The organism is Actinomyces sp. oral taxon 169 (genome assembly GCF_013394715.1).
Classification (GTDB): Bacteria; Actinomycetota; Actinomycetes; order Actinomycetales; family Actinomycetaceae; genus Actinomyces.
The window spans coordinates 707,993-726,992 of record NZ_CP058259.1 but is presented as its reverse complement, the minus strand read 5'-3'; the positions used below and the strand labels follow the sequence as shown (position 1 = coordinate 726,992).

17 protein-coding genes are annotated in these 19,000 nt (G+C 68.9%); 4 read left to right on the top strand and 13 right to left on the bottom strand.

Annotated features, from left to right (window positions below):
* Window positions 1-55 precede the first annotated feature (55 nt).
* Window positions 56-778 (top strand): TetR/AcrR family transcriptional regulator, encoded by a 723-nt coding sequence (locus tag HW274_RS03110; protein ID WP_185989144.1) that lies wholly within the window; start codon window positions 56-58, stop codon window positions 776-778.
* On the opposite strand, the gene tsaD is transcribed toward HW274_RS03110, so the two are convergent.
* Window positions 762-1,808, bottom strand: coding sequence for a tRNA (adenosine(37)-N6)-threonylcarbamoyltransferase complex transferase subunit TsaD (tsaD, locus tag HW274_RS03105; RefSeq protein WP_185989143.1), 1,047 nt, complete (start codon window positions 1,806-1,808; stop codon window positions 762-764). The two genes, HW274_RS03110 and tsaD, sit on opposite strands and share 17 nt — an antisense overlap.
* Window positions 1,809-1,958: 150 nt before the next feature.
* Between tsaD and HW274_RS03100 the strand changes: the two genes are divergently transcribed.
* A complete protein-coding gene (locus HW274_RS03100; protein ID WP_185989142.1) occupies window positions 1,959-2,645 on the top strand; it encodes an HAD-IA family hydrolase in 687 nt (228 codons plus the stop codon).
* 91 nt (window positions 2,646-2,736) lie between these two features.
* On the opposite strand, the gene HW274_RS03095 is transcribed toward HW274_RS03100, so the two are convergent.
* The 9 genes from HW274_RS03095 to HW274_RS03055 form a co-directional block, all read right to left on the bottom strand.
* Window positions 2,737-3,507: a succinate dehydrogenase/fumarate reductase iron-sulfur subunit gene (locus HW274_RS03095; RefSeq protein WP_003789384.1), complete on the bottom strand. Its 771-nt coding sequence runs from the start codon at window positions 3,505-3,507 to the stop codon at window positions 2,737-2,739.
* Window positions 3,504-5,504 (bottom strand): fumarate reductase/succinate dehydrogenase flavoprotein subunit, encoded by a 2,001-nt coding sequence (locus HW274_RS03090; protein WP_075253482.1) that lies wholly within the window; start codon window positions 5,502-5,504, stop codon window positions 3,504-3,506. The genes HW274_RS03095 and HW274_RS03090 overlap by 4 nt, the downstream gene beginning before the upstream one ends.
* Before the next feature lie 12 nt (window positions 5,505-5,516).
* The gene (locus HW274_RS03085) at window positions 5,517-6,269 is read right to left on the bottom strand and encodes a succinate dehydrogenase cytochrome b subunit (RefSeq protein WP_178384973.1); all 753 of its coding nucleotides are present in this window, start codon (window positions 6,267-6,269) and stop codon (window positions 5,517-5,519) included.
* A gap of 387 nt (window positions 6,270-6,656) precedes the next feature.
* A complete protein-coding gene (locus HW274_RS03080; protein ID WP_185989141.1) occupies window positions 6,657-7,262 on the bottom strand; it encodes a GNAT family N-acetyltransferase in 606 nt (201 codons plus the stop codon).
* A gap of 23 nt (window positions 7,263-7,285) precedes the next feature.
* Window positions 7,286-8,044: a tRNA (adenosine(37)-N6)-threonylcarbamoyltransferase complex dimerization subunit type 1 TsaB gene (gene tsaB / locus HW274_RS03075; protein WP_185989140.1), complete on the bottom strand. Its 759-nt coding sequence runs from the start codon at window positions 8,042-8,044 to the stop codon at window positions 7,286-7,288.
* A gap of 9 nt (window positions 8,045-8,053) precedes the next feature.
* Window positions 8,054-9,103: a hypothetical protein gene (locus HW274_RS03070; RefSeq protein WP_185989139.1), complete on the bottom strand. Its 1,050-nt coding sequence runs from the start codon at window positions 9,101-9,103 to the stop codon at window positions 8,054-8,056.
* Window positions 9,100-9,738 (bottom strand): tRNA (adenosine(37)-N6)-threonylcarbamoyltransferase complex ATPase subunit type 1 TsaE, encoded by a 639-nt coding sequence (tsaE, locus tag HW274_RS03065; protein ID WP_185989138.1) that lies wholly within the window; start codon window positions 9,736-9,738, stop codon window positions 9,100-9,102. Before tsaE ends, HW274_RS03070 begins: the two co-directional genes overlap by 4 nt.
* Window positions 9,739-9,818: 80 nt before the next feature.
* The gene (gene alr / locus HW274_RS03060) at window positions 9,819-11,135 is read right to left on the bottom strand and encodes an alanine racemase (RefSeq protein ID WP_185989551.1); all 1,317 of its coding nucleotides are present in this window, start codon (window positions 11,133-11,135) and stop codon (window positions 9,819-9,821) included.
* A gap of 121 nt (window positions 11,136-11,256) precedes the next feature.
* Window positions 11,257-13,167, bottom strand: a complete 1,911-nt coding sequence (locus HW274_RS03055; RefSeq protein ID WP_185989137.1) for a bifunctional ADP-dependent NAD(P)H-hydrate dehydratase/NAD(P)H-hydrate epimerase — start codon at window positions 13,165-13,167, stop codon at window positions 11,257-11,259.
* Window positions 13,168-13,365: 198 nt separating this feature from the next.
* Here HW274_RS03055 and HW274_RS03050 point away from each other — a divergent pair, with 198 nt between their 5' ends.
* Entirely contained in the window at window positions 13,366-13,845 is a 480-nt protein-coding gene (locus tag HW274_RS03050) for a holo-ACP synthase (RefSeq protein ID WP_185989136.1), read from the top strand.
* A gap of 69 nt (window positions 13,846-13,914) precedes the next feature.
* Here HW274_RS03050 and glmS read toward each other — a convergent pair whose 3' ends face one another.
* Entirely contained in the window at window positions 13,915-15,819 is a 1,905-nt protein-coding gene (gene glmS / locus HW274_RS03045; RefSeq protein ID WP_185989135.1) for a glutamine--fructose-6-phosphate transaminase (isomerizing), read from the bottom strand.
* 173 nt (window positions 15,820-15,992) lie between these two features.
* Between glmS and coaA the strand changes: the two genes are divergently transcribed.
* Window positions 15,993-16,976: a type I pantothenate kinase gene (gene coaA / locus HW274_RS03040; protein WP_185989134.1), complete on the top strand. Its 984-nt coding sequence runs from the start codon at window positions 15,993-15,995 to the stop codon at window positions 16,974-16,976.
* 428 nt (window positions 16,977-17,404) lie between these two features.
* On the opposite strand, the gene HW274_RS03035 is transcribed toward coaA, so the two are convergent.
* Window positions 17,405-18,436, bottom strand: a complete 1,032-nt coding sequence (locus tag HW274_RS03035) for an alpha/beta fold hydrolase (protein ID WP_260679165.1) — start codon at window positions 18,434-18,436, stop codon at window positions 17,405-17,407.
* A 61-nt stretch (window positions 18,437-18,497) separates the two neighbouring features.
* On the bottom strand, window positions 18,498-18,938 hold the full coding sequence (locus HW274_RS03030; protein WP_185989132.1) for a helix-turn-helix domain-containing protein: 441 nt from the start codon (window positions 18,936-18,938) through the stop codon (window positions 18,498-18,500).
* Between the last annotated feature and the right edge of the window lie 62 nt (window positions 18,939-19,000).

The following is a 19,000-nucleotide window of genomic DNA, read 5'->3' as shown; positions in this document are numbered from 1 at the left end:
TACTCTCACCGCTGAACCTCGAGCAACAGCCCCCGCGGACCATTACGGTGCTGCCATGACACGACCTGCGCGACTGGGCCGACCGACCGGACCGAGACCGGGATTCTCGCGCGACGACGTCGTCGATGCCGCCCTCGGGATCGGCATCGCGGACTTCACGCTCACAGCGGTGGCCAAGCACCTGGGGGTGGCGGTCTCCGGGCTGTACCGCACGATCTCCTCGCGCGAGGATCTGCTGGCCGCCTGCCTGGAGAGGATCGCCGCTAAGGTCGATGTCCCAGCGGCCGGGAGGCGCTGGCCCGATGCGGTGCGGGCCCACGCCGAGGCCATCTGGGTGATGCTGGACCGCTACCCCGGCCTGGCCGGAGTCATCATGGGGGTGCCGTGGGCCCACCAGCTCTTCGCCGCCCCTGTGGCTCAGGCGTGCCAGGTCCTGGTCGACGGCGGCCTAGAGGTGGAGGAGGCCGGGGTGGTTCTGGACTTCGTCGGTGACACCGTCATCTCCACGCACGCGCAGATCGAGGTCATGCGCTCCCCCGTGGCCCCCTCGGGGCCAGGCGGACCCACGGGGCTGGAGGAGACCAGCCGCTTCGCAGCCGCCGCCGACAGGCCGGCCCTGCCCGAGGCGCTGACACCCAACGAGAGCTGGCTGGAGCGCGGCGGCCTGGACCGCAAGATCGAGATCATCATCCGGGGAGTGGCCGCCGGCCTGGCCCCGAGCGCAACGGATACGGGAGGGAAGCCGGCGTCAGGGGGCGATGTCAGTGGGCGACGCTGACGTTCAGCGGCATCCCCGAGTCCGGGGCGAAGTCCATGGGGCTGGGGGCGACACCGGCCCGCACGGCCGCTGACCCCAGGGCGGCGATCTGGGCGCCGTTGTCAGTGCAGAAGCGCAGCGGCGGCAGGCGCAGGGTGATGCCGGCCTCCTCGCAGCGCTCGGCGGCCAGGGACCGCAGGCGGGAGTTGGCCGAGTACCCGCCCCCGACGACGAGCGTGTCGCAGCCGGTGTCCAGGCAGGCCTGGACCGCCTTGGCCGTCAGGGAGTCGTTGACGGCCTCGGAGAAGGCGGCGCAGACGTCAGCACTGGGCACCTCCCGGCCGGAGTCCTCCAGGGACTCGACATAGCGGGCCACGGCGGTCTTGAGGCCGGAGAAGGAGAAGTCGTAGCGGTGACGCTCCTTGTCCTTGCCCGCGGCCAGCCCCCGGGGGAAGCGGATGGCGCCGCGGTCGCCCTCCTGGGAGAGTCGGTCCACGTGCGGGCCGCCGGGGTAGGGCAGGCCCAGGAGGCGGCCGACCTTGTCGAAGGCCTCGCCGGCGGCGTCGTCAAGAGTGCCGCCGAGCTCGACGACGTCGGTGGCGATGTTACGGATGCTCAGGAGGTTCGAGTGGCCGCCGGAGACGATGAGCCCGACGAAGCGCTCCGGCAGAGGGCCGTCGACCAGCTCATCGACCGCCAGGTGGCCGATGACGTGGTTGACGCCGTAGATCGGCCGGTTCAGGCTCGCGGCCAGGGCCTTGGCGGCGGAGATGCCGACGGTCAGGGAGCCGATGAGTCCGGGGCCGGCGCACACGGCGACGGCGTCGACCTCACCGAGGTCGACACCGGCCTTCTCCAGCGCGGCGTCGAGGGTCGGCAGGAAGGACTCCAGGTGGGCGCGTGAGGCGATCTCGGGGATGATGCCGCCGAAGCGCGCGTACTGGTCCATGGAGGTGGCAGTGACGTCGGCGAGGAGCTCGCGGCCGCGCACGAGGGCCACGCCGGTCTCGTCGCAGGTGGACTCGATACCGAGAATGAGGGGAGCGCTCACGGGACCAGACTATCGCCTGGAGAGACGGACGCCGAACAGGCGCCCATCGAGGCCTCGGGTACTCGCTGAGCACCGCGTCGCGGCGCAGGTTCACGCCTCCTTCGATAGGCTGACAGTGTTGCTCACGTCGATTCCGTCCCAGGAGGCGTCATGTCCGTTCAGCTGTGGTCATCGTCGGGAAGGGCCACCGAGGGGCAGGCGCCCTTGAGCAGCGCCGAGGCCCTTCTGTGCGATATGGACGGCACGCTGGTGGACTCCTCGGCAGTCGTGGAGTCGATGTGGGCCTCCTTCGCCCGCGACCACGGCATGAGTGAGCGCTTCGACGAGATCATGGCCTACTCCCCCGGCCGCACCGGGCTCGACACGATCCGGCGGTTCCTGCCGGAGCTGACGGATGAAGAGCGGGACGCCGTCTACCAGTGCCTCGCTCGTGAGGAGATCACGCAGACCGCAGGGCGGATGGCAGAGATTCCCGGCGCCGCTTCCTTCATGGCGGCTTTGATCGATGCCGGCGTTCCGCTGGCCCTGGTGACCTCCGCGCCGATCGAACTCATGCGGGTGCGCATGGAGGAAGCCTGCGTCCCCATTCCCCCGGTGGCCGTCTCCGCCGGCGACGTCGAGCGCGGTAAGCCCGATCCCGATCCCTACCTCAAGGCCGCCGAGCTCCTGGGGGTGCCGATCTCCTCCTGCCTGGTGCTGGAGGATGCTCCCTCGGGCTATACCTCCGCCCGGCGCGCGGGCGCACAGGTCCTCCTCGTGGGCGACGGCGTCCCCGAGGCTGACTCCCACGTCCCCCGCATCGCGGACTTCACCGGGATCACCGTCACCACCCATTAACGCCGATCCGGGCACGTCTCGCGACCCCCAACAGAATGTCTGTGGGGCAACGCGAGACGTGCCCGGCTCGGTATGAAGTGAGGCGGATGGATCAGTGGGCGTGCTGGCCCTTCCACAGGGCGTGGCCGAGATCCCGGTTGAGGCGCGAGATGACCTCGAGCGGAACCGACTTGGGGCACACGGCCGCGCACTCGCCGATGTTCGTGCAGCCGCCGAAGCCCTCGGCGTCGTGCTGGTTGAGCATGCTCACCACGCGAGCCAGGCGCTCGGGCTGGCCCTGCGGCAGCAGACCCAGGTGCGAGATCTTCGCACCGGTGAACAGCATGGCCGAGGCGTTGGGGCACGCCGCCACACACGCACCGCAGCCGATGCAGGCGGCCGCCTCGAAGGCGGCGTCGGCCTTCTCCTTCTGCACGGGCACCGAGTGGGCCTCCGGGGCCCCACCGGTGTTGACCGAGATGTAGCCACCGGCCTGGACGATGCGGTCCAGGGCGGAGCGGTCCACGATGAGGTCGCGCAGCACCGGGAAGCCGGTGGAGCGCCACGGTTCGATCGTGATGGTGGAGCCGTCCTTGAAGGAGGGGTCCTCCGCCAGGTGGCGCATGTGCAGCTGGCAGGTGGTCGAGCGGATGGGCCCGTGGGCCTGCCCGTTGATGACCACACCGCACTGACCGCAGATGCCCTCGCGGCAGTCGGAGTCGAAGGCCACCGGCTCCTTGCCCTCGGCGAAGAGCTGCTCGTTGAGCAGGTCGAGGACCTCGAGGAAGCTCATGTGCTCCTCGATCCCGCTCATGGCGTACTCCTCGAAGTGGCCCTTCGAGTCCTGGTTCTTCTGGCGCCAGATCTTGAGCTTGATGTTCACTTGTAACTCCGCTGCTTGAGCTCGATGTCCTTGTAGACGAGGTCCTCCTTGTGGAGGATCGGCGGCTGGTTCTCCCCGCCCCACTCCCAGGCGGCGACGTAGAGGAACTCGTCGTCGTGCCGCAGGGCCTCACCCTCGGGAGTCTGGGACTCCGCCCGGAAGTGGCCGCCGCAGGACTCCCGCCGGTGCAGGGCGTCGATGCACATGAGCTCGGCCAGCTCGAAGAAGTCCAGCAGTCGGCCGGCCTTCTCCAGGGCCTGGTTGAGCTCGTCGGCCTGACCCGTGATACGGGCGTCGCGCCAGAACTCCTCCTTGAGGGCCCGGATCTGCCCGATGGCGTCGCGCAGCCCGGCGTCGCGCCGTTCCATGCCGCAGTACTCCCACATAATGCGGCCCAGGGCCATGTGGAAGTCGTCCACGCTGCGGGTGCCGCGCAGGGCCATGAGGCGGGCGACGCGCTCCTCGACGGAGCGCTTGGCCTCGGCGATCTCCGGGGCGTTGGGGTCGACCTTGCCCAGGCGCAGCATGTCCGCCAGGTAGTCGTTCATGGTGTCGGGCAGGACGAAGTAGCCGTCGGCCAGCCCCTGCATGAGGGCGGAGGCACCCAGGCGGTTGGCGCCGTGGTCGGAGAAGTTGGCCTCTCCGGCGATGTAGAGGCCAGGGACGTTGGACTCCAGGTCGTAGTCCACCCACAGGCCACCCATCGTGTAGTGCACGGCTGGGTAGATGCGCATGGGGACCTCGTAGGGGTCGTCCCCGGTGATGCGCTGGTACATCTCGAACAGGTTGCCGTAGCGGGCCGAGACAGCGTCCTTGCCCAGGCGGTTGATGGCCTCGGAGAAGTCCAGGTAGACGCCGCGACGCATCATCCGCTCGTTGCCGTTGGCGTCGCGCTCCTTGATGGCCGGACCCACGCCGCGGCCCTCGTCGCACATGTTCTTGGCCTGACGGGAGGCGATGTCACGCGGCACGAGGTTGCCGAAGGCCGGGTAGATGCGCTCGAGGTAGTAGTCGCGCGCCTCCTCGGGAATGTCGCGCGGGTCCTTGTCGCAGTCCTCAGCCTTCTTGGGCACCCAGATGCGTCCGTCGTTGCGCAGGGACTCACTCATGAGGGTGAGCTTGGACTGGAAGTCGCCGGACTGCGGGATGCAGGTGGGGTGGATCTGCGTGTAGCAGGGGTTGGCGAAGTAGGCGCCCTTGCGGTGCGCGCGCCACACGGCGGTGGCGTTGCAACCCATCGCGTTGGTGGACAGGAAGAACACGTTGCCGTAGCCGCCACTGGCCAGCACGACGGCGTCGGCCAGGTGGGTCTCGATCTTCCCGGAGACCATGTCGCGGGTGACGATGCCACGGGCGCGGCCCTCGACAATGATGAGCTCGACCATCTCGTGGCGGCGGAACTCCTTGACCGTGCCGGCGTGCACCTGGCGTTCAAGGGCCTGGTAGGCGCCGATGAGGAGCTGCTGGCCGGTCTGGCCGCGGGCGTAGAAGGTACGGGAGACCTGCACGCCGCCGAAGGAGCGGTTGTCCAGCAGGCCGCCGTACTCGCGGGCGAAGGGGACGCCCTGGGCCACGCACTGGTCGATGATGTTGGCGCTGACCTCCGCCAGGCGGTAGACGTTGTCCTCGCGGGCGCGGTAGTCACCGCCCTTGACCGTGTCGTAGAAGAGCCGGTAGACGGAGTCGCCGTCATTGCGGTAGTTCTTCGCGGCGTTGATACCGCCCTGGGCGGCGATGGAGTGCGCCCGGCGAGCCGAGTCCTGGTAGAAGAAGACCTTGACGTTGTAGCCCTGCTCGCCCAGGGAGGCGGCCGCAGCGCCGCCGGCCAGGCCGGAGCCGACGACGATGATGTCCAGCTTGCGGCGGTTGGCGGGGTTGACCAGCTTGGCCTCGAACTTGCGCTGCTCCCAGCGCCGGTCGATCGGGACGGAGTGGGGGGCCTTGGTGTCGGCGATCTTCTCGCCCTCGTAGTACAGGCCGTCGATGAGTTCAGTCATAGTCGTTCACTCTCAGTGGGTCGCCGTAGCACATTCGGCGAAGTGCTCGGCGGAGGAGCCGATCGCGTCACAGAACTGCGGGTAGTAGTCGCCAGTGGCCATGGGGGCATCGACATAGCCGAAGAGGATCGCCGTCGGAACCGCCATGAAGGCGGCGAACAGCGCGAAGGCCAGCACGAAGGCGATCAGCCGGATGAAGGGGATGGTGTTTCCGCGCACCGCGCCCAGTGTCTGCAGGGCGGACCACACGCCGTGCCACACGTGCAGGCACAGGGCGGCCAGCGCGATCGCGTAGATGAGCCACACCCACCACAGCTGGAAGCCGTAGTACATGTTCAGGTAGGCCCGTCCGTGCACGTAGTGTCCCCCCGGCGTCAGTGACAGGGTGGTGTACTGCAGGAGGTGCCAGATGATGAACAGCAGGAGGATGACGCCGCCCCAGCGCATGGTGCGCATGGCGTAGCGGGAGGCGAAGTACTCGGCGCCGGGCTTCTTGACGGCGTACTTGTCGTTGCCGCGGGCCCGCTTGTTGCGCGCCCACAGGTGGAAGGCGCTGCCGGCGTGAGCCAGGAGGCAGGCCATGAGAGCCAGGCGGAGGATCCACAGGACACCGCCGTAAGGCATGATCGGTACCAGCAGTGCTCGCAGGAACACGGCGTAGTGATCGTAGGCGACCTCACCCTCGAAGTAGTGCAGGTTGCCGTAGGCGTGGAAGAGGACGAAGAACAGGAACACCAGTCCCGAGATCGCCATCATGCGCTTCATGAAGACGGTCGTGGAGAAGGCGGTCCGCCTCTTCAAGGAAGGAGCAGATGTTTTGGCCACGGCAAAAGGCTAGCCGGGCACCGGCTCCCGTAGGCGCGATCTGTGCTCCACCAGCGATGTTGGGGAGACGATCCGCGGAATCCTGGGGATCTCACCGGGTCTCGATTCGTCATTCAACGCCGCGGAATATGCTGACGCCGACGTCTGAGGCCTCCTTTTCGTCACGGGGGTGTCAGACAAATCTGTGAAGTGGCCAACACTCACCGCTTCTCTCCCCACGGTCCGTGTTTATCTCCGGCCGTTGTGGCGCCTATCTGCCTCTACGGCTCCAGCGCAATCCGTCCAGTCGGACACCAGGGCTTGCTCCCGGTGAGTCGCCCCGCGGGCTCAGGCCTCGCCCGGATCACCGGGCTCGGCACCGACCGGCCCCGGGCGCGGGCGCAGGGTCAGATGCATGACCACGGCGTCCTCCGGAGGCGCCTGGTAGTAGCGGCGGCGCCGGCCGATGGGGACGAACCCGTGCCTGGCGTAGAGCCGCTGGGCGGCCTCGTTGGACTGGCGCACCTCCAGCAGGACATCGGGGCAGCCCACCTCCCGGGCGGTGGAGACGAGCTCGGTGAGCATGAAGGAGGCGATCCCTCGCCCGCGCGCCGCCGGGACGGTGGCGATGGTCAGCAGGTCCGCGCTGGTCAGACCGCCGGCGTGGTAGAGCCCGGCGTAGCCCAGGATCCGCGGCCCGTTCGGCCCAGCCCCGGCGGCACGATCCGCGGCTTCATCGGCGTCACCATCGCCATCGCCCTCTTGGGAATCAACGACGACGTAGCGGCGGTCCGCCATCGGCCCGTGGGAGGCCGCCAGCTCGGCGGCCAGCAGGTCGCGGCTCCAGGCCTCGGCCCCGAAGAGCTCGCTCTCGAGGCGGGCGATGGCCTCCAGGTCCCCCGCCGCCATCTCCCGCAGCCCGGGGGCCCGGCCGATTCCCGTCACCTCGGGCATCTCAGTGTCCTTTTCGCCCCGGGTCAGCGCACGCGCTTGCGGGCGGCGGGCATCTGCACGTCGGCGTGGCGCAGGTAGAGCGGCTGTGTGCTCAGCTCCTCGCCGCGCTCGAGGCGGGCCAGGGCGATGCGCACCTGGGTCAGGGCGTCGCCGGAGACGGGGGCCAGGGCCTTCTGGTAGGAAGCCATCTCCGCCAGCTCGGGGTAGAGGGAGGCGCCGGAGCCGGCCACGACGTCGATGCCTCCACTCCCCCCACCCGGTCCCGGTGCCTGCTCAGCGAGGCGCTGGGCGACCTGGGCCGGGGGACAGACGATGATCTCGGTCAGGCGGGTGACGTCGTCGGGACCGTTGGCGCGGAAGAGTGCCGTATAGACCTCGCGCCTGCGGGCATCGGTGGCGACCAGGACGACCGGCCCCGTCTGTGCCTCGTGGGACCCGAGCTCGTCCAGGGCGCGGCGGGCGACGGCGTCGAGGCTGGAGACCCCGTGGACGGGGACGCCCCTGGTGCGCCCGACGACCCCGGCCGTCACCAGCCCCGCACGCAGTCCGGTGAAGGGGGCCGGCCCGGTGGCGGCAACCACGGCGTCCAGTGGGCGCTCGGCCGCCTCAGGGGCCGACAGGGCCTGGGAGAGCATCTGTCCGAGGGACTCGGCGTGACGGCGGGTATCGGCCTGTTCGTCCTGGCTCAGCACCTGCAGGGCGCGTGCGCCGGCGGCGGAGGGGGTGGCGTCGACGACCGCGAGCTGAGTCCCCAGGGAGGAGTCGATGGAGAGGATTCGCACCGGACCAGCCTATGCCCTCGGGTCTCGTGGCAGGTTGACGCGGCTCTCGGGGATCGTGTCCCCCAGGGTCTCTCCGGCGGTCGCATCGGCGTCGTCCTCGGCCCCGTCCCCCAGCAGGGACAGGTCGATGGCGGCGCGGGGGATGCCCCGGCGTACTGCGGCACCCTGGGTGTCGGACTCGTCCCGGCTGAGCCGGTCGGCGCGCTCGGCCATGTCGGCGCGGTTGCGAGCCTGGCGCAGCGGGGCGGTCACCTTGCGCTCGTGACGAACCGTGATGATGACGGTGAGGATCCCGACGACGACGACCGCCAGGACCGGCCCCCAGATCGCCCAGCCCCCCGTGGTGGAGCGCTCCTCGCCCTGAGCGGCGGAGGTCTTGGGCTTGGACCCGGCGCGCTCACGCAGGATCTCTCCGTAGTCGCGCAGCTCGATGGGGCCGGCCAGGCGCCGCGTGGCGGCCTCCCCCATCGCCGTCACCGTGGTGCCGCTCAACGAGTACCAGGCGTTGGCGTTGCGGTCGTGGACGAGGTGGGCCTCGCCCATCTGGTCGACGTCGGTGGCCAGGTCGTCGTCGAAGACGGGGGTGCAGGTGGCGTGCCCCTTGTCATGGACCACCTCGAGAAGACCGACCGGCTTGCCGCCCGAGGAGACGGTCGCGGCCCAGTCGCCGGTGTCGACGGGTTGCGCGGAGGGCTGGGAGCCGTCGAGGAAGCCGGAGGCCCAGGTGTAGACGCTGCGCGGGTCGCCCACCGTGATCTCGCCCTGCTCACCGGTGCTCTGACGCACCTGTGCCACGCACTCGCTCTCCATGAGCGCCTTGGCCTCGTCGCGCGAGTCGGCGTCGGCAGGGAAACCCGCCACGCCGCCGGCCGACGTGATCGGCGCGAGGCGGGGGCCGGTGTCGGCAACGGCTCGGGCCGGCCCCGGGGTCAGGAGGCAGACACCCAGGAGCGTCGCCGCCGCAGCCGGCAGGATCAGGCGCCGAGGACGCCGGGAGCGTCGGGCAGGCCGGATGGGGGTGGCGTTGCGGACCGGTGCCACGGTGGCGAGAGTGTTCACAGCGGCGCTCCAGGCTGGCAGGAGGCGTCTGCGCCCAGTGGGCTCAGGTCGACGTCGGCCCAGCGCGGACCGACGGCGCGCACGATGATCGTCCGGTTGCCGTCGTCGACCTCGCCGAGGTCCACGACCGGCTCCCCGGTCACTGAGCCGGCGGGAGACTCCACCCCGGCGGGGGCGTCCTCGGGTTGCGAGTGCTCGGCGCGCACGGCTCCGTGGGGGCGCAGCACCTGGATCTCCAGGCGGTCGGGGCTCAGGGCCTCGACCTTCTCCTCGCCCCACTCGACCAGGGTGACGGCCCGCTCCAGTGAGGAGTCCAGGTCGAGTGCGTCGATCTCCTCCAGGGAGGTGATCCGGTAGGCGTCCACGTGGATGAGGTCGGGGCCGTCAGACAGGGCGGGGTGCACGCGGGCGATGATGAAGGTGGGTGAAGAAACCCGGCCGCGCACCTGAAGGGCCGCGCCGATGCCCTGGGCGAGCGTGGTCTTGCCGGCCCCCAGCCCGCCGGAGAGCATGACGAGGTCACCGGCGCGCAGCAGGCGGGCCAGGCGGGCCCCCAGTGCCCGGGTCTCGTCGGCGTCGCCGGTGGCGACGGTGATCCCGGGGGCGGTCTGCGGTGTGTGCGGCGCTGGGCTCATATTCCCTCCTCTTCCGTGCATGGATCCAATGGTGGAGCCGGTCTGCCCGGTGGGGACCGGCGATATCCGACGTCTGCTGTCTAGGGTCGAGAGTAGTCGCCGGTGCCGGGTTCCCCGACGTAGCAGCGCGGGACACGAGCTCCCAACCGGGTCACGATCTCGTAGTTGATGGTGCCGCAGGCCTGCGCCCACTCATCCGCGGTGGGGACGGCTTCCTGGCCTGATACCGCGGGGGCTCCCCAGAGCACGGCGGTGTCCCCGACCCGGGCCGCTGCCGGCAGGGGCGCGCCGGTCTCGTCCACGGCCGGGCCGAGGTCGATGACCACCTGGTCCATGCACACCCGCCCCACGATGGAGGTCATGAGGTTGCCGACTCCCACGGGGCCGGTGGAGCTGGCGGCGCGCGGGATGCCGTCGGAGTAGCCCAGGGGCACGAGCCCCACCCAGAGATCAGTGGGGGCGCTCCAGGTCCCCCCGTAGGAGACGGCCTGTCCGGCCTCGATGCGCTTGACCTGCACCAGCGGGGACTCCAGGCGCATGGCGGGGCGCAGCCCGAGCTCGGCGCCGGTGGCCACGGAGGGGTCGGGACTCAGCCCGTACAGGCCTATCCCCACACGCACCAGGTCCATGCGGGCCTGCGGGTGCCACAGGAGTCCTCCGGTGGCGGCGAGGTGGTGAGTGGGCGGGTTGAGGCCGGCGGCTCGCACGACCTGCTCGGCCTGCCGGTAGCGCTCCAGGTGCTCCTCAGTGGAGCCGCTGGCCGGCTCATCGGCGCGCGACAGGTGCGACCACAGGCCGACGACGTCAACCGTTCCCTCATCCGCGGCCCGCCTCAACGCGGCGGCCAGTGCGGGCAGCTCCTCGGCGGTGGCACCGCCGCGCGACATGCCGGTGTCGACCTTGAGGTGGACACGCGCCGCCCTCCCCTGCGCCCGGGCCGCCGCCGACAGGGCCTCGAGCTGGGGCAGGGTGGAGACCGACAGGTCCAGGTCGGCCGCCAGGGCGGCACGCAGGGGCGAGTCCTCGGCGGCCGCCCGATCAGGCTCCATGACGGGCAGGAGCCAGGTGAGGAGCCGGGGGGCCTGCGCGGAGGGCTCCCCCGCCGGGCGGCTCACGCCCGCCTCATCCAGAAGGGCGCGCAGGGTCAGGGCCTCGGCGAGCTGGGCCACCCCCAGCCAGGAGGCTCCCGCTGACAGGGCTGTCAGGGCGACCGGCCCCAGCCCGTGACCGTAGGCGTCGGCCTTGACCACGGCCATCCACGGCACGCCCGCCACCTGTGCCAGGCGCCGCCCGTTGTGGGCCACGGCCGCCAGGTCGATGACGGCCCGCGAGGTAGTGGCTGCCGGCGGTCGCGCGCACTGGGCGGCTGCGGGGCGCGGAGCGGTGGACGGGGGCATTGCGGCTGAGTCCGGGGAGGTGGTCACGGCGCGATTGTCGCACTGGGGCCGGTAGCACCGCTGTTTCCTGGCGCACGCCTCCGGTCAGAAGGCCCGACGGATACCACGTGGCTGACGCGTCTCAGGCGTGGGGTACCGCCTGGAGCCAGTTGAGCTCGAGACGGGCCGGGCCGAGGGCAGCGGCGATGTCCAGGGCGGCGATCGGGTGCCCGCCGGTCCCCGCTCCCCCGGCGCCCTGCGGGCTTGCTGCGGCATAGGCCCCCGCGAGCGCGTGCAGTCTGACACCGGCGGCCACCGAGTCGACCAGCGTGTCCAGGACCGGGGCCGGCCCCGAGGCGTCCGGCGCGCCCTGCTCCCAGCGGGCGGCCGCGCCGGCCAGGACGGCTCCGAGGATCCCGGCCAGCACGTCCCCGCTTCCGGCGCTCGCCATCCAACCGGGTCCTCCGTCCACACTGACCAGGGGGCGCTGCGGCGCGGCGATGAGGGTGGTGGCCCCCTTGAGCAGGACGGTGGCGCCGGTGCGGCGGCAGATCTCGCGGGCGGCGAGCCCCGGGTGGGCCTCGACGCGCTCGCGGCTCCAGCGACGGGTCTCCTGCGCCGGTGTCTCCTTATCCTCCAGCGCGATCAGCAGCGCGGCGGCCTCTCCTGCGTGCGGGGTCAGCACGTGCAGTGGCGTGCATCCCAGGTCCTCGGTGAGGAGCTCGGGCAGGATGCTCAGGGCACCGGCGTCGACGACGGTGGGGACTTGGGTGGGGCACTGCCGGTCCTTGCCTGAGGGAGCCAGGGTGGAGGTGAGCACGGCTCGGAGCTCATCGGTCCTGGCGGTGTCAGCGGGGTCGATGCCCGGCCCCAGGACGAGCGCCTGAACGCGTCCGGCGGCGGGGACGACCTCGGGGCGGGCGGCCAGGACGAGATCCTCCACGCGTCTGGGGGCGGACAGGCGCACCATGCCGGCGCCGGCGCGTACCGCGCCGCTGGCAGCCAGGACGGCGGCGCCGGGGTAGGACTCGCTGCCGGCCCACAGGCCGACCACGCCGCGGGTGTACTTGTGGTCATCGGGGCCGGGCTCGCCAACGGCGCGCGTCAGGTAGTCGCCCAGGGCGCCGTCGACGGGGCGGCGGGCCAGGGGCCGGCTCGTGGGCGCGGGCAGCCCGAGGGGGACGACCTCAACGACGCCGCACAGGTGCCGGGCCGGGGGCAGGCACTGGCATCCCTTGAGGCAGGTGAAGGTAACGGTACGGTCGGCGGCCAGGACCGGGCCACTCACCGTACCGTCGTCGACGCCGGTTCCGCTGGGAAGGTCGACGGCGATGACGCGCAGTGGGCGACGCCCCGGCTCCCCGGCGGCGATGAGCGGGGCGATGAGGGCAGCGGCGTCGGGTCGCAGCGCCCCGGTGGCGCCGATGCCGGTGAGGCCGTCCAGGACGAGTCCGCCGTGGACGAGGAAGGCGTCGATAGCGGCGATGGCCTCGGCGGCGTCCTGGCCGGTTCCGTCGTGGCTGCGGTAGCCGGCGCCGTGAATGGTGACGCCTTGGCCGCGGGCCTCCTCCAGGGCGACGGGATGAGGGTGCTCGGTGGCGAGCACGGCGCTGACCGCGCAGCCGCTGTGGGCGAGCAGACCTCCGGCCAGGAGGGTGTCGGCACCGTTGTGGCCGCCGCCGACTAGGAGGAGCACCGGGGCCCCGGAGATCCATCCGGGGCCGGACTGCGTCCCCGCCGCCTCACCTGCTCCTCCCAGCGGCGTCGCCGGGGACAGCGGTGAGGCGGGGGTGGCAGCCGACCCCATGGGGCTCATCGAGGTCAACGGCGCCGGAACCGGCCGGGCGGGGGCCACCGCAGTGCCTGCAGTGCCGGCCCCTTGGCGCAGCTCGCGCAGCGCCGCCCGGGCCACCGCGTGGGCGGCGGCTCTCATGTAGCGGTCGGTGCCCGCGGTGACAGGAGCCTCCGCGGCCGCGATCTCCTGGGCGGGCCAGGCGCAGGTGGTGGGGTCGGTGACGTCGTGGGAACACGGGAGGTCGTTGAGGTCACTCATCCGTCCCATTGTCCTCCGCTCCGTTCTCCTCGCTCCTCCAACACGGTTTTGAGACAGGCAGTTTCACAGAGCAAGACTTCATGGGTGGCCGCTGGTCCGCATCGCCCCTCAACGGCTAGGCACCAAGAAGTTGTCTCTTCCAGAATTGGGTGGCGCGTTCACCCCTCGCGCTGCCCGCTCACCCGGCACAATGGCCGAGTGATCCGCGCTGTAGGGACCGACCTGGTTGATATCCCCCGCCTCGAAGGCTACATGGACCGGGTACCCGGCCTGCGCGAGCGGCTCTTCACCCCAGCCGAGCTGGCCGCCTGCCAGAAGCGGGCCGCCTCACTCGGGGCGCGCCTGGCGGCCAAGGAGGCGGTTCTCAAGGCCCTGGGGTCGGCCTACGCCGAGCTCGGGCTGGACGCGCCCCAGGGCTGGGAGTACCAGGACATCGAGGTGACCTCCACGCCCGGCACCCCACCGCGCCTGCGCCTGACCGGGGCGGCCGCGATGGCCGCCCGCCAGGCCGGCATCGGCCACTGGCATCTCTCCCTGGCACACGACGGCGGTATGGCCCAGGCCTTTGTCGTCGCCCAGGCCGATCACGTCGACAACGACGACGACCTGACTCTGTCCTCTCAGCGCTCACAGGCCCGCACGAAGCAGCAGATCAAGTCTCTACGCCCTGCCCTGTAGACGACGGTGCCGAGCCCGGGATGCGGGCTCGGCACCATTGAGGGTCGAGTCGACGGCTCCGTCTCTGCCCTACTCGACGGTGACGGACTTGGCCAGGTTGCGCGGCTGGTCGATGTCCAGCCCCTTGGCCCCGGCCAGCGCCGCGGCGAAGATCTGCAGCGGCACCACGGTCAGCAGCGGCCACAGGATCGTGGGGGTGGCGGGCACCCGGATGATGTGGTCGGCGAAGGGCTCGACGTCGGCATCCCCCTCCTCCGCGATGACGATGGTGCGCGCGCCACGGGCCCGGATCTCCTGGATGTTGGAGATGACCTTGTCGTGCAGGACGGGGCGGCGCGGGGTGGGCACGATGACGAAGACCGGCAGCCCCTCCTCGATGAGCGCGATCGGGCCGTGCTTGAGCTCGCCGGCGGCGAAGCCCTCCGCGTGGACGTAGGCGAGCTCCTTGAGCTTGAGCGCTCCCTCCAGCGCTACCGGGAAGCCGACGTGGCGGCCCAGGAACAGGAAGGAGGACTTGTCCGCCAGCTCGGTGCCCAGCTCACGCACGCGGGCCTCCTGGTTGTCCAGGACCTGTTGGATGCGGTCCGGCATGGCGGCGAGGTTGTCCAGGTACTCGGCGACCTCGTCGGGCCACTTGTTGCCGCGCAGCTGGGCCAGGTAGAGCCCCAGCAGGTAGCAGGCGGTGATCTGGGCGAGGAATGCCTTGGTGGAGGCCACGGCGACCTCCGGGCCGGCGTGGGTGTAGAGCACGGCGTCGGCCTCGCGGGCGATGGTCGAGCCGTAGGTGTTGACGATGGCCAGGACCTTGCTGCCCTGCTCGCGGGCATGGCGCACGGCCTGGATGGTGTCCATGGTCTCGCCGGACTGGGAGATGGCCACGGTCAGGGTCTTCTCGCTGACGACCGGGTCGCGGTAGCGGAACTCGTGGGCGAGCTCGACCTCCACGGGGATGCGGCACCAGTGCTCGATGGCGTACTTGGCGACGTGCCCGGCGTAGGCGGCGGTGCCGCAGGCGATGACGATGATCTTGTCGACGCTGCGCAGGACGGCGGGGTCGATGCGCATCTCGTCGAGCTGGAGCTCACCGCGCTCGTCGACGCGGCCGCGCAGGGTGTCGGCCACGGCGGCGGGCTGCTCGTGGATCTCCTTGTCCATGAAGGTGTCGTAGCCGCCCTTGACGGCTGCGGAGGCGTCCCAGGAGACCTCCCAGGTCTTGGGCTCGACGGCGTTACCGTCCTTGTCCCAGACGTGGACGGCATCGGCGGTCAGCAGGAGGACCTGGTCGTCGTCGACCTCGGCGGCCTTCTTGGTGAAGGCGACGAAGGCGGCGACGTCGCTGCCCAGGAAGTTCTCTCCCTCGCCCAGGCCGATGACCAGGGGACTGGAGCGGCGGGCGGCGACGATCGCCGCGGGGGCCAGGTCGGTGACGGCCAGCAGCGCGAAGGCACCCTCGAGGCGGGCGGTGACGGCCTGCATCGAGGCGACCAGGAGGTCGGCGACCCGGGCCGGGTCGGAGGCGGCGGCCGGGTCCTGGCGCAGACGGGAGGTGAAGTCGATGTCCAGGACATGGGCGACGACCTCGGTGTCGGTGTCGGAGAGGAGCTCGCGCCCAGCGGCCTCGACCTCCTCGCGCAGCGGGCGGAAGTTCTCAATGATGCCGTTGTGGACCACGGCGAGGTGGCCGGCGCGGTGGGGGTGGGCGTTGGCCGTCGTCGGGCCGCCGTGAGTGGCCCAGCGGGTGTGCCCGATGCCCGCGGTGGCGGGAGCCGGCGGGGTGGCCTCCAGGATGGCGCGCAGCCCGGAGAGCTTGCCAGCCTCCTTGATGACATCCAGGCCGGAGGGACCCACCAGCGCAACGCCCGCAGAGTCGTAGCCGCGGTACTCCAGACGGCCGAGGCCATCCATGAGAACGGTCAGGGAACGGGAGGAACCAGTTTCACTCGGAGGGCCGACGTGGCCGACAATTCCACACATGCTCCGATCGAATCATGCTGGCGCGGCGTTGACAACGAGCGCCGGGACACGTCGATGTGATCTCGGTGTGATCTCAGTGTGACCTCGATTCCCCGCCGGAGCTCCACCGCCGCCCCGACGAGTCCCATTCACCCCTCGGAGATTGTCCGCCGGGCACCTTCATTTGCGACACTGTGTCAGTGACATCCGAGCTGAGCGACCCGAGTGACCTGGGTATTCCGGACGCCTCGCCCTACATCGAGCTGGACCGGGACCAGTGGTCCGCCCTGGCGTCCTCGGCGCCGCTGCCGCTGACCCAGGCCGATGTCGAGAAGCTGCGGGGGCTGGGCGACCCCATCGACCTGGCCGAGGTCAACGCCGTCTACCGGCCCCTGACCGCTCTGCTGGAGGACTACATCGCCACCTCGCGCGAGCGGGCGCACCGCACCGGCGCCTTCCTGGGGGTGAGCGAGCCGCCCACGCCCTTCATCGTCGCGGTGGCCGGGTCGGTCGCCGTGGGCAAATCGACGACGGCGCGTCTCATCGCCCACCTGCTCGCCCGCTTCCCGGACACGCCTCGGGTGGATCTGGTGACCACCGACGGCTTCCTGCTGCCCAACCGAGTCCTTGAGGAACGCGGGCTCATGGCCCGCAAGGGCTTTCCCGAGTCCTACGACCGTCGTGCGCTGCTGGAGTTCGTCGCGGCGGTGAAGTCCGGCAGCAAGCGCGTCCAGGCGCCCGTCTACTCCCACACGGTCTACGACATCGTCCCGGACCGGCACGTGACAGTGGAACGCCCCGACATCCTCGTGCTGGAGGGGCTCAACGTGCTCCAGCCCGCCCCGCGGGGGTCGCGGCCGGGGGCCTCTGCGCTGGCGGTGAGCGACTTCATCGACTTCTCGATCTACGTCGACGCCGACCCCGACGACATCCGCCGCTGGTACCTGGACCGGTTCCTCACCCTCAAGCACACGGCCTTCACCCAGCCGGGCTCCTACTTCCGCCGCTTCGCCGAGATCCCCGACGACGTGGCCCTGGCTGGAGCGAATGAGATCTGGGAGAGCGTCAACCTGGTCAACCTGCGCGAGAACATCGCCCCCACCCGAGGGCGGGCCACCCTGGTCCTGACCAAGGACGCCGAGCACCGTATGAGCCGGGTCCTGCTGCGCAAGTCCTGATTCCTCGTCTTCCTCATCCTCGCGCGCAAGGCTCCCATGGGGCGAGCCGTCTGGGGTGGGACGCCGACAGCCGGTTCGCCGGAAGGGGCGAGTCGGGTCGCCCGTAGCCTCCCTACTGGCCTTGGGCGTGCACTGCACGAGGGTCGGGTGCACTCCCGGTAGGTGGGACCTTCGTGCAGTGCGCACATCCCCTGGTCAGTAGATCCCAGTCCTCGTGGAGTAGACCGCCTCAGAAGAGGAACATGCCCGAACCGACATCAAGTGTGCGCCGTCAGCAACTCGACGAGGAGCCAAGGATGTCCACATCGGCGACAAAGGCTTGGATCATTCTCACCTACCGGATGCCGATCTCACCCAGCGTTAACACCGCAATAGCGGCACCGATCTAAATTCCCAGAAAACACTCCCACCCCACTCCTTCCACAAGATCAACGAAGATCATCGACAGCCTTGATAAAAACATCAGGTTGTTCAGAATGAATATCATGACCACTTTTAACATTGTCGACTAGAGTGCCACGAGAGAGAAGCGAGTGGACACGCGACGCATCACGATCATCCATAGCACCGAGAAGCACCCCACGACCATCATAGTAGCCCCGCATATTTGACGGATGAGCAGCATGTAAAATAATTGACGGACAGCGAACAGCCTTCAGCGTTTCCACCTGATTAAAACCAGCAAACCACGAGAAATCATAGAAGGTCTCACCAAATCTTAAATCATAGGCGCCCGAACCATCCTGCAAGTTAGCCGTCAAGTCGAAGAACTCATTGACATGCAGCTCAGGAGGATAGTACCAAAGGCGCGGTATTTCTCCGGGGTGGCGCCTCATGTAATCGAGGGCAGGACGCTTAACAAACACATCAAAGTTCTTTTGCCCAAGAACTTGCGCAAGATAGGTGTGCTCAAGCGAGTAGCGAGTGAAATTTCGTTCACCACTTCGCAAAAAATGATGCATATCGCGAAACCCGAGCCAGGCGAATGTCTTCTCAGCCCTTCCAGGTTCAGTCGCAAAGAATGGCGCATCCTCAATCAATAAACCGGTGACAAGCTGTGGAGCCCTGGCGGCAACGATGGTCGCCAACAGACCTCCCGAAGAGTGGCCGGAGATCAAGACTGGAGACTTGACGACATGCTGGATAAACCACACGAAATCAATCGCATTCTTTATCGCCGTATAATCTGCCGGATTTTTACTCGATCCACCATGGCCATAACAGTCGACCGCAAACACGTGATAGCGTTGAGATAGTTCTCCAAGCACTGCACTATAGTCCCTCCACGTTGTTTGTTGACCGTGGACCAACATGAGCGGCGAACCATTATTCGGCCCCTCACCATAGTTAATGATCGCACCACTCGGCAGCATCACCTTCCTTTCAATAAAACCAGCACGACGAACAACCGCCCCCGCAGCCCGATCATACGTCATATTTCGATGAGCATAATAAGTCACACCTCCTCCGAGCAGGCCAAGCACGGCGCACATTATTATCAGCACACGCACCCTCTTTCGCTTAGTTTTCAGTATTGTCATGTGCCGCACGATGGTCCCCCTCCACATGAAGAGCAGCCTGCACAAAGAACTGCGTATCCATCAAAGCAAGCCCCCGGTCGATGTCGCCAATAAGTAGGAGCTCATCACCAGCCTTAATGTTGAAAACCTTTCTGGCACGTACTGGAAGCGTAAGTCTCCCGTCCCGATCAATCACAACGGTGCCAAATATGTATTTACCGGGGCGATCTAGCATCGCAACAAATGAAGTGTCGCCGTTGACAAGATCGTCGATCGAAACATCGAACACATGCGCCAACCGAACACATGAGGAAATGTCGGGATTACCACCCGGAGCCTCCCACTTGGCAATGGTCTGTCGAGAGACACCAACCTTGTTCGCCAACGCTTCCTGAGTCCAACGATGCTTTTTACGCAAGGTGGCGATGTTGCTGTTAATCATAAACAAATAATAAAACAGCACACTGTGGTCGTCAATCAAACAATACAGACACAATGAGGTTT

Excerpts from the sequence above, each read along its gene's own strand:
- alr (WP_185989551.1), bottom strand. The coding sequence starts at position 11,135 with ATGCCCCCGTCCACCGCTCCGCGCCCCGCAGCCGCCCAGTGCGCGCGA.
- HW274_RS03080 (WP_185989141.1), bottom strand. The coding sequence starts at position 7,262 with ATGCCCGAGGTGACGGGAATCGGCCGGGCCCCCGGGCTGCGGGAGATG.
- HW274_RS03030 (WP_185989132.1), bottom strand. The coding sequence starts at position 18,938 with ATGATTAACAGCAACATCGCCACCTTGCGTAAAAAGCATCGTTGGACT.
- HW274_RS03085 (WP_178384973.1), bottom strand. The coding sequence starts at position 6,269 with ATGAAGCGCATGATGGCGATCTCGGGACTGGTGTTCCTGTTCTTCGTC.
- HW274_RS03090 (WP_075253482.1), bottom strand. The coding sequence starts at position 5,504 with ATGACTGAACTCATCGACGGCCTGTACTACGAGGGCGAGAAGATCGCC.
- HW274_RS03100 (WP_185989142.1), top strand. The coding sequence starts at position 1,959 with ATGTCCGTTCAGCTGTGGTCATCGTCGGGAAGGGCCACCGAGGGGCAG.
- HW274_RS03055 (WP_185989137.1), bottom strand. The coding sequence starts at position 13,167 with ATGAGTGACCTCAACGACCTCCCGTGTTCCCACGACGTCACCGACCCC.
- HW274_RS03110 (WP_185989144.1), top strand. The coding sequence starts at position 56 with ATGACACGACCTGCGCGACTGGGCCGACCGACCGGACCGAGACCGGGA.
- glmS (WP_185989135.1), bottom strand. The coding sequence starts at position 15,819 with ATGTGTGGAATTGTCGGCCACGTCGGCCCTCCGAGTGAAACTGGTTCC.
- tsaE (WP_185989138.1), bottom strand. The coding sequence starts at position 9,738 with ATGAGCCCAGCGCCGCACACACCGCAGACCGCCCCCGGGATCACCGTC.